Source organism: Streptomyces sp. NPDC104307 (assembly GCF_055584045.1).
Genome location: NZ_JBVJMU010000009.1, coordinates 292,699 through 305,058, shown reverse-complemented (window position 1 = coordinate 305,058; position 12,360 = coordinate 292,699). Strand labels below are relative to the sequence as shown.

Annotated in this window: 14 protein-coding genes; 8 read left to right on the top strand and 6 right to left on the bottom strand. The window is 71.6% G+C overall.

The features are described 5' to 3' along the window. A partial coding sequence (locus tag ACZ601_RS23955; protein ID WP_217199574.1) for a biotin carboxylase N-terminal domain-containing protein occupies positions 1 to 99 on the bottom strand: 99 nt, incomplete at its 3' end. A 389-nt stretch (positions 100 to 488) separates the two neighbouring features. On the opposite strand from ACZ601_RS23955, the gene ACZ601_RS23950 reads away from it, so the two are divergent. Then, a complete protein-coding gene (locus tag ACZ601_RS23950; RefSeq protein WP_469541217.1) occupies positions 489 to 947 on the top strand; it encodes a hypothetical protein in 459 nt (152 codons plus the stop codon). A 68-nt stretch (positions 948 to 1,015) separates the two neighbouring features. Here ACZ601_RS23950 and ACZ601_RS23945 read toward each other — a convergent pair whose 3' ends face one another. From ACZ601_RS23945 to ACZ601_RS23930, 4 genes are all read right to left on the bottom strand, one after another. Continuing rightward, positions 1,016 to 1,633: a Maf family protein gene (locus tag ACZ601_RS23945; RefSeq protein WP_469541216.1), complete on the bottom strand. Its 618-nt coding sequence runs from the start codon at positions 1,631 to 1,633 to the stop codon at positions 1,016 to 1,018. 87 nt (positions 1,634 to 1,720) lie between these two features. After that, on the bottom strand, positions 1,721 to 1,846 hold the full coding sequence (gene mmpB, locus ACZ601_RS23940; RefSeq protein ID WP_440575325.1) for a morphogenic membrane protein MmpB: 126 nt from the start codon (positions 1,844 to 1,846) through the stop codon (positions 1,721 to 1,723). Between the two features lie 88 nt (positions 1,847 to 1,934). Beyond that, a complete protein-coding gene (locus tag ACZ601_RS23935; RefSeq protein ID WP_440575324.1) occupies positions 1,935 to 2,141 on the bottom strand; it encodes an acyl-CoA carboxylase epsilon subunit in 207 nt (68 codons plus the stop codon). A 14-nt stretch (positions 2,142 to 2,155) separates the two neighbouring features. Then, positions 2,156 to 3,739, bottom strand: coding sequence for an acyl-CoA carboxylase subunit beta (locus ACZ601_RS23930; protein WP_440575323.1), 1,584 nt, complete (start codon positions 3,737 to 3,739; stop codon positions 2,156 to 2,158). Between the two features lie 157 nt (positions 3,740 to 3,896). On the opposite strand from ACZ601_RS23930, the gene ACZ601_RS23925 reads away from it, so the two are divergent. From ACZ601_RS23925 to hutH, 5 genes are all read left to right on the top strand, one after another. Next, positions 3,897 to 4,760 carry a biotin--[acetyl-CoA-carboxylase] ligase gene (locus ACZ601_RS23925; protein ID WP_469541212.1) on the top strand — a complete coding sequence of 288 codons (864 nt, stop codon included), beginning with the start codon at positions 3,897 to 3,899 and terminating at the stop codon, positions 4,758 to 4,760. A 121-nt stretch (positions 4,761 to 4,881) separates the two neighbouring features. Further along, the gene (locus tag ACZ601_RS23920; RefSeq protein WP_390086629.1) at positions 4,882 to 6,066 is read left to right on the top strand and encodes an adenylate/guanylate cyclase domain-containing protein; all 1,185 of its coding nucleotides are present in this window, start codon (positions 4,882 to 4,884) and stop codon (positions 6,064 to 6,066) included. A 77-nt stretch (positions 6,067 to 6,143) separates the two neighbouring features. Then, entirely contained in the window at positions 6,144 to 6,956 is an 813-nt protein-coding gene (locus ACZ601_RS23915; RefSeq protein ID WP_469541209.1) for an enoyl-CoA hydratase/isomerase family protein, read from the top strand. 84 nt (positions 6,957 to 7,040) lie between these two features. Continuing rightward, on the top strand, positions 7,041 to 8,225 hold the full coding sequence (locus ACZ601_RS23910) for a GGDEF domain-containing protein (protein ID WP_469541206.1): 1,185 nt from the start codon (positions 7,041 to 7,043) through the stop codon (positions 8,223 to 8,225). Positions 8,226 to 8,310: 85 nt separating this feature from the next. Beyond that, the gene (gene hutH, locus ACZ601_RS23905) at positions 8,311 to 9,861 is read left to right on the top strand and encodes a histidine ammonia-lyase (RefSeq protein ID WP_469541203.1); all 1,551 of its coding nucleotides are present in this window, start codon (positions 8,311 to 8,313) and stop codon (positions 9,859 to 9,861) included. 73 nt (positions 9,862 to 9,934) lie between these two features. Here hutH and ACZ601_RS23900 read toward each other — a convergent pair whose 3' ends face one another. Beyond that, positions 9,935 to 10,234: an LPXTG cell wall anchor domain-containing protein gene (locus ACZ601_RS23900; protein WP_469541201.1), complete on the bottom strand. Its 300-nt coding sequence runs from the start codon at positions 10,232 to 10,234 to the stop codon at positions 9,935 to 9,937. 119 nt (positions 10,235 to 10,353) lie between these two features. Here ACZ601_RS23900 and ACZ601_RS23895 point away from each other — a divergent pair, with 119 nt between their 5' ends. Beyond that, positions 10,354 to 10,788: a hypothetical protein gene (locus tag ACZ601_RS23895; protein WP_440575316.1), complete on the top strand. Its 435-nt coding sequence runs from the start codon at positions 10,354 to 10,356 to the stop codon at positions 10,786 to 10,788. 297 nt (positions 10,789 to 11,085) lie between these two features. Continuing rightward, positions 11,086 to 12,351: a L,D-transpeptidase gene (locus ACZ601_RS23890; protein ID WP_469541197.1), complete on the top strand. Its 1,266-nt coding sequence runs from the start codon at positions 11,086 to 11,088 to the stop codon at positions 12,349 to 12,351. Positions 12,352 to 12,360: the final 9 nt, after the last annotated feature.

The following is a 12,360-nucleotide window of genomic DNA, read 5'->3' as shown; positions in this document are numbered from 1 at the left end:
GTCCGCGTAGACGGCCACGCTCCCGATCCCCGCGTCCCGGCAAGCACGGGCAACACGGACAGCAATTTCGCCACGGTTGGCGATGAGCACCTTGCGCACGATGGCTCCCTCCTTGAAACAAGCTGAGTTTAGGGACTACCGACACGGCCCTACGACCCGTCCCCAATGGTGAGCTTGCCCACACGGAGTGTGATTCGAGGCCTGCTCAAGTCGCGAAATCCCTTGTGGAACCACGGTACGCCGGGAACCATAACCGCACAGTAGCCACGAGGTGTGGTCCAGGTCTCTGTCGGTACGGGCAGCGACGCCCGGTGTTTCTTTGTCTGATTCCTACTAACGGCCGCGCATTTCTTTGCCCAGCGCCCGGCCGCCCGCGCCGCAGGGGCCCGCATTGCCGCCCGCAGGACCCCGAAGCGGTCCAAACCCTTGTCCCGGGCATTACCCGTTAGTAGGGTCCGCGCTATCGCACGTACTGCAGGTAACAGGGGGTGAGCGCCGTGGTGCGCAGGCCGGTGGCATTCATATCCGCGATCGTGCTGGTCGCGGAAGCCGTGGGCGTCGTGATCGTCAACGGTGTCATGGCGACGTTCGTCAAGAACCAGGACATGTCCCTGGCGGGGACGGATCCCGACGTCATGGCCAACGGCGCCTGGGTACTGGGCGGGATCTCCGGACTGTTCCTGCTGCTCTGCGGTGTGCTGCTCCTGCTCACCGGCATCCGCGACCGGGCCCCCGGCCGGATCGCCAGGGTCGTCCTCATCGGCTGCGCCGTCATCCACGGGGTGCTGGGCGCGCTCGCGGTAGGGCTGATCGGCTGGACCGCGTTCGTGTCCATGATGGTGGTGCTCGGCCTGATCGTGCTGACGCTGGTGGCGTACGGCCCCGGCCGCGAGGAACCGGCCACCGGGACGGACGCCGAGAAGCCGGTGGCCCCGGCCACCGCCTGACCGGACGGGCCGCCTTCGTCTGCCGCCCGGACGGGCCGTCTCCGCTCAGCCCGGACGCCCGGTTCCGCTCAGGCCCACAGCTCGGTCACCGTGATCCCCAGCTCGCCCAGGAGCCGCCGCAGCAGGGGCAGTGAGAGCCCGATGACGTTGCCCGGGTCGCCGTCGATGGAGTCCACGAACGGCGCGGAGCGGCCGTCCAGGGTGAAGGCGCCCGCCACGTGCAGCGGCTCGCCGGAGGCCACGTAGGCGGCGACCTCCGCGTCCGTCGGCTCACCGAAGCGGACCGTCGTGGACGCGGTCTCCGAGACGGTCCGGCCGCTCGCGGTGTCGGTCAGGCTGTGACCGGTCCGCAGCACCCCGGACCGGCCCCGCATCGACTTCCAGCGGGCCGTGGCCTCCTCGGCGTCGGCCGGCTTGCCGAGCGCCTCGCGGTCCAGTTCGAGCACCGAGTCGCAGCCGATGACCAGGGCCCCCGCGACCTCCGGCAGGGCGGCCACGGCGGCGGCCTTGGCCTCGGCGAGCACCAGCGCCAGCTCGGCGGGGGTGGGGGCGCTCAGCGCGTCCTCGTCCACCCCGCTGACGATCACCTCGGGCGCGAAGCCCGCCTGCCGGAGCAGGCCGAGGCGGGCGGGGGAGGCGGAGGCGAGCACGAGGCGGCGGGGCGCGGGATCAGTCATGCGCGCCATCGTACAAATCAGCCGCGGGCGTGGACGGCTCCCGGGGGCGCTGCCTGGGCCTGTAGAGCCCCCCGCTCCTCGACCGCCGGAGGGGCTCTACAGGCCCAGTACGAACATCGCGACCACCATGGCCAGCGCGAGCACCAGACCCGCGCGCCGCATCATGTCCTGGGCGTCGCGCAGTTCCTTCGGCGGCTTGTTCTCGGGATCGGACCACAGCATGCCTCCGATCCTGCTGCGAGGGGTCGCGCCCGCGCCTGAGTACGCATACTCAACAACCGTTTCGCGCGTACCTGCCCCGGACCAGCCCCTACCCGGGCCAGTACGTACGGGCCCAGGCGCGCGGCCCCGGCAGAGGGCGGCCGCGCCGGGCGACCCGGCCGGGGTCGGACCACTGTCCGGGCAGCTCCGGCGCTCCGGACGAGACGGCGGCCACCGCGGCGGCGCGTGCCTGGACGACCGCGAGCGCGGCTGCCAGTTCTTCCGGGGTGGGATTGCCCCGTACGACCTTGATCATGGCCAGAGCCCTTTCTAGAGAGGGATGTTGCCGTGCTTCTTCGGCGGCAGCGACTCCCGCTTGGTGCGCAGCTGCCGCAGTCCCTTGACCACGTGCGCCCGGGTGTCAGAGGGCATGATCACCGCGTCCACGTAGCCGCGCTCTGCCGCCACGTACGGGTTGAGCAGCGCGTCCTCGTAGTCCGCCATCAGCCCGGCGCGGGTGGCGTCCTGATCCTCCGCGGCGGCGATCGTGCGGCGGTGCAGGATGTTGACGGCGCCCTGGGCGCCCATGACGGCGATCTGGGCGGTCGGCCAGGCGACGTTGATGTCGGCGCCCAGGTGCTTGGAGCCCATGACGTCGTACGCGCCGCCGAACGCCTTGCGGGTGATCACCGTGATCAGCGGGACGGTCGCCTCCGCGTACGCGTAGATGAGCTTGGCGCCGCGCCGGATGATGCCGCCGTACTCCTGGTCGACGCCGGGCAGGAAGCCGGGCACGTCCACGAAGGTCAGCACCGGCACGTTGAACGCGTCGCAGGTGCGGACGAAGCGCGCGGCCTTCTCGCTCGCGTTGATGTCCAGACAACCGGCGAACTGCATCGGCTGGTTGGCGACGATGCCGACCGGATAGCCCTCGACCCGGCCGAAGCCGGTGAGGATGTTCGGCGCGAACAGGGCCTGGGTCTCCAGGAATTCGCCGTCGTCCAGCACGTGCTCGATCGCGGTGTGCATGTCGTACGGCTGGTTCGCGGAGTCCGGGATCAGCGTGTCCAGCTCGCGGTCCTCCTCGGTGACCGCGAGGTCCGCCTCCTCCGGGAAGGACGGGGCCTCCGAGAGGTTGTTCGACGGGAGGTAGGAGAGCAGCGACTTGACGTACTCGATGGCGTCCTTCTCGTCGCCCGCCATGTGGTGCGCCACCCCGGAGGTGGTGTTGTGGGTGCGGGCGCCGCCCAGCTCCTCGAAGCCGACGTCCTCGCCGGTGACCGTCTTGATGACGTCGGGCCCGGTGATGAACATGTGCGAGGTCTGGTCGACCATGACCGTGAAGTCGGTGATCGCGGGGGAGTAGACCGCGCCGCCCGCGCACGGTCCCACGATCAGCGAGATCTGCGGGACGACACCGGAGGCGTGCACATTGCGCCGGAAGATCTCCGCGAAGAGGCCCAGCGCCGCCACGCCTTCCTGGATGCGGGCGCCGCCGCCGTCGTTGATGCCGATGACCGGACAGCCGGTCTTCAGCGCGAAGTCCATCACCTTGACGATCTTCTCACCGTAGACCTCACCGAGCGAGCCGCCGAAGATGGTGAAGTCCTGCGAGTACACGCAGACGGGACGGCCGTCGACCGTGCCGTACCCGGTGACGACACCGTCCCCGTACGGCCGGTTCTTCTCGATCCCGAAGTTCGTCGAGCGGTGCCGGGCGAACTCGTCGAGCTCGACGAAGGAGCCCTCGTCCAGCAGCAGCTCCACGCGCTCGCGCGCCGTCAACTTGCCCTTCGCGTGCTGCTTCTCCACCGCGCGGGCGGACCCCGCGTGGGTCGCCTCCTCGATACGGCGCTGCAGGTCCGCGAGCTTGCCCGCGGTGGTGTGGATGTCGGTCTCTTCCGGCTCGGACATCGGGTTGCGGCTCCCTGCCTGGTCACGGGGACGACTGCGCTGCTGATCAGCGGATGAACGGCTGAGGGTCCGCAGCGCCGAACGGCTACTGATCCGTAGCGTATCGGCGCGGATACGGTTCGGCAGTGCGTCGTTTGACACACCTAGGGTGGCTTGCATGACACCCTCGGATGCGTCTCACAGCCGTTGGTCGGACCTGGACCGGCCGCCCCTGAACGTTCCCGCGCTGCGGCGCGGTCTGCTCCGGCCGGACGGCCTGTGGAGCGCCCTCGACGTGGTGGACGCCACCGGGTCCACCAACTCCGACCTCGCGGCGCGCGCCGACGGGCTCACCGAGGGCACCGTGCTGGTCGCGGAGGAGCAGACCGCGGGACGGGGACGCCTCGACCGGACCTGGACCGCACCGGCCCGTTCTGGCCTCTTCTTCTCCGTCTACTTGACGCCGGGCGCGGTGCCCGTCCAGCGCTGGGGCTGGCTGCCGCTGCTCACCGGGGTTGCGGTGGCGACGGGCCTGGCGAGGTCCGCGGGTGTCGACACGGCACTGAAGTGGCCCAACGACCTGCTGGTCACCGTCGGCACCGAGGAGCGCAAGGCGGGCGGCATCCTGGCCGAACGCGCCGGGGACGGCGTCGTCATCGGCATCGGCCTCAACGTCTCCCTGCGCGAGGACGAGCTGCCCGCCCCCACGGCCGCCTCGCTCGCCCTGGCCGGAGCGGTCTCCACCGACCGCGAGACGCTGCTCAGGGGCGTCCTGCGGTCGCTGGAGCAGTGGTACGGGAAGTGGCGTGCGGCGGACGGGGACGCGGCCGCGAGCGGCCTCCAGGAGGCGTACGCGGCCGGCTGCGCGACGCTCGGGCGCACGGTGCGGGCCCAGCTGCCGGGCGACCGCACGCTCACCGGGGAGGCGGTGGCGATCGACGGGGACGGGCGCCTCGTCCTGTCGGCCGGCGACGGTCTCCGGGAGCCGGTCTCCGCAGGCGACATCGTGCACCTGAGGGGCGCCGGGGGCGGTCTGACCTGAGCGGCGCGTCCCAGGTCGGGGCGGACTGAGGACGTGAGGTAGGGCACACCTGCCGTATCGTTGAGGCGATCCACCGACAGATCGGCAGGGCAGTGCGCAGGGAACGGGCAGGAGGCGGCTGGTGACCGTCGACGACACGACGTCCGGCGATGGCTCGGAGCCCTCGTCGGACCCATCGGTCCACGCGACACCCCATCACGAAGTCGACCACACGGCGGAGCCGACCGACGATCCCCTCGCGATCAGGCTGGAAGCGCTGATCCTGGGCGCCGACCGGCGCTACACCCCGTTCCAGGCCGCCCGGACCGCGGGCGTCTCGATGGACCTGGCGTCACGGTTCTGGCGGGCCATGGGCTTCGCGGACATCGGCCAGGCCAAGGCACTGACCGAGGCGGACGTGCTGGCGCTGCGGCGGCTCTCCGGTCTGGTCGAGGCCGGGCTGCTCAGCGAGCCGATGGCGATCCAGGTGGCCCGGTCCACCGGGCAGACCACCGCCCGGCTGGCGGAGTGGCAGATCGACTCCTTCCTGGAGGGCCTGACAGAGCCGCCCGAGCCCGGCATGACCCGCACCGAGGTCACCTACCCGCTGGTCGAGCTGCTGCTGCCGGAGCTGGAGGAGTTCCTGGTCTACGTGTGGCGGCGCCAGCTGGCCGCCGCCACTGGCCGGGTCGTGCAGGCGGCGGACGACGACGAGATGGTCGACCGCCGCCTCGCCGTCGGCTTCGCGGACCTCGTCGGCTTCACCCGGCTCACCCGCCGCCTGGAGGAGGAGGAGCTCGGCGAACTCGTCGAGGCCTTCGAGACCACCTGCGCCGACCTGGTCGCCGCCCACGGCGGCCGGCTCATCAAGACTCTCGGTGACGAGGTCCTCTTCGCCGCCGACGACGCGGGCACCGCGGCCGAGATCGCGCTGCGCCTGATCGAGGCGATGACGCTGGACGAGCAGATGCCCGCGCTGCGCGTCGGCATCGCGTTCGGCACGGTCACCACCCGGATGGGCGATGTGTTCGGCACCACCGTGAACCTCGCCAGCCGGCTCACCTCGATAGCGCCGAAGGACGCCGTCCTGGTGGACGGGGCGTTCGCACAGGAGCTGACCCGTACCGGCGACGCCCCCGCCTCCGAGGCGCGGGCCGCCGAGGAGGCCGCCGCTGCCGCCGAGCGCGCCGGCCGGGAGGGCGCGGACGGCGAGGAGCCGAGGCCGGTGCCCAAGTACCGCTACGGGCTCCAGCCGATGTGGCAGCGCCCGGTGCGCGGCCTCGGCGTCGTCGAACCGTGGCTGCTGGCCCGTCGCGGCGGCTCCTGACCCGTTCCGGGCCCCCTGTGACGAGAGAGCTCTAGGATCCCTCCGGTAACGCTCGTTAACCGAACAGGGGTGCAGCCATGACCGTCACGTCCGAGCAGCGGTTCGGGGAGTTCGTCGTCGTCCGGGGTCACGAGGGCCTGGAGCACGTCGCCGAGCTGGTCCTCGACCGGCCGGGGGCCATGAACGCGGTGTCCACGGACATGGCGCGCTCGATCGCCGCCGCCTGTGGAGCGCTCGCCGCAGACCCGGACGTCCGGGTCACCGTCCTCACCTCCAGCCATGAGCGGGCCTTCTGCGTGGGGGCGGACCTCAAGGAGCGGAACTCCTTCACCGACGCGGACCTGGTGCGGCAGCGGCCCACCGCCCGCGCCGCGTACACCGGTGTCCTCGAACTGCCGATGCCGACGATCGCCGCGGTGCACGGGTTCGCGCTCGGCGGCGGCTTCGAGCTGGCGCTGTCCTGCGATCTGATCGTGGCCGACGCCACCGCGCTGGTGGGCCTTCCCGAGGTCTCCGTCGGGGTCATCCCGGGCGGCGGCGGTACCCAGCTGCTGCCGCGCCGGATCGGGGCGGCGCGGGCGGCCGAGCTGATCTTCACCGCCCGCCGGGTGGCGGCGGCGGAGGCCCGCGAGCTGGGGCTGGTCGACGAGCTGGTGGCGGCGGGCGAGGACCGGTCGCAGGCGCTGGCGCTGGCCGGGCGGATCGCGGGGAACTCCCCGGTGGGCCTGCGGGCGGCCAAGCGGGCGCTGCGGCTCGGGCACGGGCTCGATCTACGGGCAGGGCTGGAGGTGGAGGACTCCGCGTGGCGCTCCGTGGCCTTCTCCGGGGACCGTGCGGAGGGGGTCGCCGCGTTCAACGAGAAGCGGAAGCCGAACTGGCCCGGAGAGTGACCCTCGGTGACCCCGGGGGTTGCGTGGTGACGCTCCGGAGTTTTCTGGCGGCGCATACATCTCTTTTCAACCTAAACTGGGGCAATGGGTGAAGATGCGCGGCTCCGGGCCGTGGTTTCGCTTGCACAGGCGATGGCAGCGGCGCACACCCCACGGGGGTGCTGGCGGGCGGCCGCGCTGGGGGCGTGCGAGGCGCTGGGCGGCTCCTTCGCCGCGCTGTCGGTCTGGGAGCGCGGACGGGGGCGGCTGCGGGTCCTGGTGAACGCGGGCGACCGGGCCGAGGGGGAGGAGGAGTTCCCCGACGAGGAGACCTACCCGGTGCACCAGTTCCCGGAGATCACCGAGTTCCTCCACGAGCGGTGGGCCGGGGGCGGTGAGCCGGACGCCTGGGTGGAGACGGCCGAGGGGCCGGTGGAGCCCGAGGCCTCGGATAGTGGCCGGGAGGCCGGGGCGGCGGGTGCGCACGGCTACCGGCACGGCTACTGCCACGAGCGCGTGGCGGCGCTGCGCCGACGCGGGCGGGGCTGCTGCGTGGTGGCGCCGATCGTGCTGCACGGCCGGGCCTGGGGCGAGCTGTATGTGGCGCGGCCGGTGGGGGAGCCGGTTTTCGGGCGGGCGGACGCGGACTTCGCCACCGTGCTGGCCGCCGTGGTGGCCGCCGGGATCTCCCAGACGGAGCGCCTGGAGGAGGTCCGCAAGCTGGCCTTCACCGACCCGCTGACCGGCCTCGCCAACCGGCGGGCCGTCGACATGCGCCTCGACGAGGCGGTGGAGCGGCACCGGGCGGACGGTTCGGTGGTCAGCCTGGCCGTCTGCGATCTCAACGGGCTGAAGACGGTCAACGACACCCATGGCCACGCGGTCGGAGACCGACTGCTGGAACGTTTCGGCTCGGTGCTGTCCCGGTGCGGCGCGATGCTGCCCGGAGCGCTCTCCGCCCGGCTCGGCGGGGACGAGTTCTGTCTGCTGGCGGTGGGGCCCGGCGCGGACGAGGTGGTCGCGGTGGCCACCGAGCTGTGCGAGCGGGCGGCCGAGCTGGAGTTCGGGAACGGGGTCGCCTGCGGGATCGCCTCCACCGGCGACCCGATCGGCCCGGTCGTCTCCGCGCGGCGGCTGTTCCGGCTCGCGGACGCGGCCCAGTACCGGGCGAAGGCCGACCGCTCACTGCGGCCCGTGGTGGCGGGGCGCGACGGCGAGGTGATCCGGCTGGCCGACTCCCCGCCGGAGGCCGCCCACGACCGCCGCCGGCTGCGCGGCAACCGCCCCTGAGCCGCCCCGGTGCCGTCCCGGCGGTAAGGGGTCAACCCGGCGACCACTAGTGACATGAAGAGATTCAATCCGTACGCTTCTGAATATGGATATGCATACAGTCGTGGTGGGGACGTCCGGTACCACCGCCCAGGACGTCATCGCCGTGGCCCGGGGCAACGCCCGTGTCGAGCTCTCCGCCGCCGCGGTCACCGCACTCGCCGCCGCCCGCGAGGTCATCGACGCGCTCGCCGCGAAGCCCGAGCCGGTCTACGGCGTCTCCACCGGATTCGGGGCGCTGGCCAGCCGCCACATCAGCCCGGAGCTCCGCGCCCAGCTCCAGCGCAACATCGTCCGCTCGCACGCGGCCGGCATGGGCCCCCGGGTCGAGCGCGAGGTCGTCAGGGCGCTGATGTTCCTCCGGCTGAAGACGGTCGCCTCCGGCCACACGGGCGTGCGGCCCGAGATCGCGCAGACCATGGCGGACGTCCTGAACGCCGGGATCACACCCGTCGTTCACGAGTACGGTTCGCTCGGCTGCTCCGGCGATCTGGCACCGCTCTCGCACTGCGCGCTGACCCTGATGGGCGAGGGCGAGGCGGAGGGCCCCGACGGCACCGTGCGCCCCGCGGGCGAGCTGCTCGCCGCGCACGGCATCACCCCGGTCGAGCTGCGCGAGAAGGAGGGCCTCGCCCTCCTCAACGGCACCGACGGGATGCTCGGCATGCTCGTGATGGCCCTCGCGGATCTCCAGAACCTCTACACCTCGGCCGACATCACCGCGGCCCTCTCCCTGGAGGCCCTGCTCGGCACGGACAAGGTCCTCGCCCCGGAGCTGCACGCCATCCGCCCGCACCCCGGCCAGGGCGCCAGCGCCGACAACATGCTCCGGGTGCTCGCCGGTTCGGGCCTGACCGGGCACCATCAGGACGACGCCCCCCGGGTCCAGGACGCCTACTCGGTGCGCTGCGCGCCCCAGGTCAACGGGGCCGGCCGGGACACCCTCGCGTACGCCGCGATCGTCGCGGACCGCGAGCTCGCCGCCGCCGTCGACAACCCGGTCGTGCTTCCCGACGGCCGGGTCGAGTCCAACGGCAACTTCCACGGGGCGCCGGTCGCGTATGTCCTGGACTTCCTGGCGATCGTCGCCGCCGACCTCGGCTCGATCACCGAGCGCCGCACCGACCGGCTGCTGGACAAGAACCGCTCGCACGGGCTGCCGCCGTTCCTCGCGGACGACGCGGGCGTCGACTCGGGCCTGATGATCGCCCAGTACACCCAGGCGGCCCTGGTCAGCGAGATGAAGCGGCTCGCCGTACCGGCCTCCGCCGACTCGATCCCGTCCTCCGCCATGCAGGAGGACCACGTCTCGATGGGCTGGTCGGCGGCGCGCAAGCTCCGTACCGCCGTGGACAACCTCGCCCGGATCGTCGCCGTCGAGCTGTACGCGGCCACCCGCGCGGTCGAGCTGCGCGCCGCGCAGGGGCTGAGCCCGGCACCCGCCTCGCTGGCGGCCGTCGAGGCGCTGCGCGCGGCAGGCGTGGAGGGCCCGGGGCCGGACCGCTTCCTGTCGCCGGACCTGGCCGCCGCGGACGCCTTCGTGCGCGCGGGCGGACTCGTCGCGGCGGTGGAGCCGGTGACGGGGAAGCTCGCCTGAGAGGCTGCCCGCCGGAACGCCCGCTGCCGCGTGAGGGTCAGTGCGCGGGCAGCGGGCCCGTGCCGCGTGACCGTCAGTGCGCGGGCAGCGGGCCCGTGCGGCGTACGGAGTAGGTGACGAAGCCCGCGCCGATGCCCAGGAACGCCATGCCCCCGATCAGGTACGGGGTCGTGTCGGTCCCCGTACCGGTGTCCGCGAGCCTCGCGCTCTCCGCGTCGGTGGCGCCCATCGCCTCGATGGCGGCCGTCCGGCCCGGCGCGTCCTGGGCGCCGGTGGTCCCGCCCGTCGCGGTGGCCGTCGGAACGAACCAGAGGGCGCACAGCAGCGTTCCCGCGGCAGTGGCGGTCAGGAGCGGGCGGCGGGTGCTGGCCACGGAATCGATCCCCCTTGTGACAGCCGCGAGTTAGCCCTGCGGCCGGTGCTGCGGGCGATGCTAGTGAAGGCAGCGGGTCGCGGGGAAGCCGGGGCGGCCGGGAGCTTACGCTCCGGCGTATGAGCACATCTGAGACGTCACGTTATGTTCGCCTTCGGGTCGAAATGGTGTTGGAGATCACGGACGCCGATGCCCTGAGCGGAACCGCTCTGGAGAGCCTCGCGGCCGAGTACGGCGAGCCCGGCGGCGATTCCGCCGAGGAACGCACGCATGCCGAGACCGCCGTCCGGGAAGACGGTGCGGAGGCCCTGGCCTCACTGATCGACCCGTTCGACCTGGTCAGCGAGGTGCCCGGGGTCGAGCTGACCCAGGCCTCCTGGAGCAGCGAGAGCATCGCCTACGACCCGCAGGACCCGGAGGGATGGGACCTCGACGAAGACGATGACGAGGACGGTGACGAGGAGTACGGGGACGAGGACGGCGAAGACGCCTCCCGCGTCCCGCACAATGGGGAGGAGAACGACGACGACGGCAGTGCGGAGCGGCGGGCGTAACAGGTGGAGAGTCACCGGCCCCGGCCCGTCTCCGGCGGCCCGGGGCCGGTGCGCGTGACAGCCGGCCCACCGGATCGCGAAGCTGCCGCACAACAGGGCCGGACACCGGTGGCACCTACGTGGTGGAGCACAGAACCACCGCACGGGAACCACTGCGGATACCGATACGCCGATGAGTGGTGTTCCCCACATCCCCCGCGGATGTGGAACGGGCAACCCTTTCAGGGGGTTCTTGGAACATTGACGGGTATCGCCGGTCAACGGCCTGGCTCGGGGTTTTTGGGGATTTCGGCAACGATGGAGAAGCGTGTGATGACGGACAGCAAGCGGCGCAAGGGCCTCATGGCCGCGTCCGCACTGCTCGGCGGCGTGCTGGTGCTCACGGCCTGCAGCGACGACGGCGACAAGGGCGCAAGCCCCGACAGCTCGAAGAAGTCACAGGCGGCCGAGGTCGACAAGGCGGCGGCCGAGGAGACCTCGGAGGCGCAGATAGCGATCTCTCCGAAGAACGGCGCGACCAACGCGAGCATCAACAACGACGCGAAGGTCACCGTCGCCAAGGGCAAGCTGACGGTCGTCACGATGACCACGGCGGCCGGTGCGAGCGTCAAGGGCACCCTCTCCGCCGACGGCACCACCTGGAAGCCGGACGCCCAGCTGGAGCGCTCGACCACGTACAAGATCAACGCCACCGCGAAGGACTCGAAGGGCCGCGAGGCGCACGAGAACTCCTCCTTCACCACCGTGTCGCCCGCCAACAGCTTCATCGGGAACTTCACCCCCGAGGACGGCTCCACGGTCGGCGTCGGCATGCCCGTCTCGATCAACTTCAACAAGGCGATCACGGACAAGAAGGCCGTCCTGGACGGCATCACCGTGACGTCCAGCAGCGGCCAGCAGGTCGCCGGCCACTGGTTCAACGCCCAGCGCCTGGACCTGCGCCCCGAGGACTACTGGCAGGGCGGCTCCACCGTCACCCTGAAGCTGGCGCTGGACGGCGTCGAGGGCGCGGACGGCGTCTACGGCGTGCAGCAGAAGACGGTCACCTTCAAGATCGGCCGCAACCAGGTCTCCACCGTGGACGCCAAGACGCACATGATGACCGTCGCCCAGAACGGGAAGACGATCAAGACCATCCCGATCTCCGCCGGATCGCCGGAGAACCCCACGTACAACGGGCAGATGGTGATCTCCGAGAAGTACAAGGAGACCCGGATGGACGGCTCCACGGTCGGCTTCACGGACGACGACGGCAAGGGCGAGTACGACATCAAGGACGTGCCGCACGCCATGCGGCTGTCCACGTCCGGCACCTTCATCCACGGCAACTACTGGGGCAAGGGCATCTTCGGCACCGCCAACACCAGCCACGGCTGCGTGGGGCTCGCCGACGTCAAGGGCGCGGGCGATGCCGCCCAGCCCGCCGCATGGTTCTACAACAACTCCATGATCGGCGACGTGGTCGTCATCAAGAACTCCCCGGACAAGACCATCCAGCCCGACAACGGTCTCAACGGCTGGAACATGAGCTGGGCCCAGTGGACGGCGGGCTCCGGGGCCTGAGCGGACGCC

Coding starts and splice junctions, on each gene's coding strand:
- ACZ601_RS23945 (WP_469541216.1), bottom strand. CDS start 1,633: ATGGCGCGCATGACTGATCCCGCGCCCCGCCGCCTCGTGCTCGCCTCC.
- mmpB (WP_440575325.1), bottom strand. CDS start 1,846: ATGCTGTGGTCCGATCCCGAGAACAAGCCGCCGAAGGAACTGCGCGAC.
- ACZ601_RS23935 (WP_440575324.1), bottom strand. CDS start 2,141: ATGATCAAGGTCGTACGGGGCAATCCCACCCCGGAAGAACTGGCAGCC.
- ACZ601_RS23930 (WP_440575323.1), bottom strand. CDS start 3,739: ATGTCCGAGCCGGAAGAGACCGACATCCACACCACCGCGGGCAAGCTC.
- ACZ601_RS23925 (WP_469541212.1), top strand. CDS start 3,897: ATGACACCCTCGGATGCGTCTCACAGCCGTTGGTCGGACCTGGACCGG.
- ACZ601_RS23915 (WP_469541209.1), top strand. CDS start 6,144: ATGACCGTCACGTCCGAGCAGCGGTTCGGGGAGTTCGTCGTCGTCCGG.
- ACZ601_RS23910 (WP_469541206.1), top strand. CDS start 7,041: ATGGGTGAAGATGCGCGGCTCCGGGCCGTGGTTTCGCTTGCACAGGCG.
- hutH (WP_469541203.1), top strand. CDS start 8,311: ATGGATATGCATACAGTCGTGGTGGGGACGTCCGGTACCACCGCCCAG.
- ACZ601_RS23895 (WP_440575316.1), top strand. CDS start 10,354: ATGAGCACATCTGAGACGTCACGTTATGTTCGCCTTCGGGTCGAAATG.
- ACZ601_RS23890 (WP_469541197.1), top strand. CDS start 11,086: ATGGAGAAGCGTGTGATGACGGACAGCAAGCGGCGCAAGGGCCTCATG.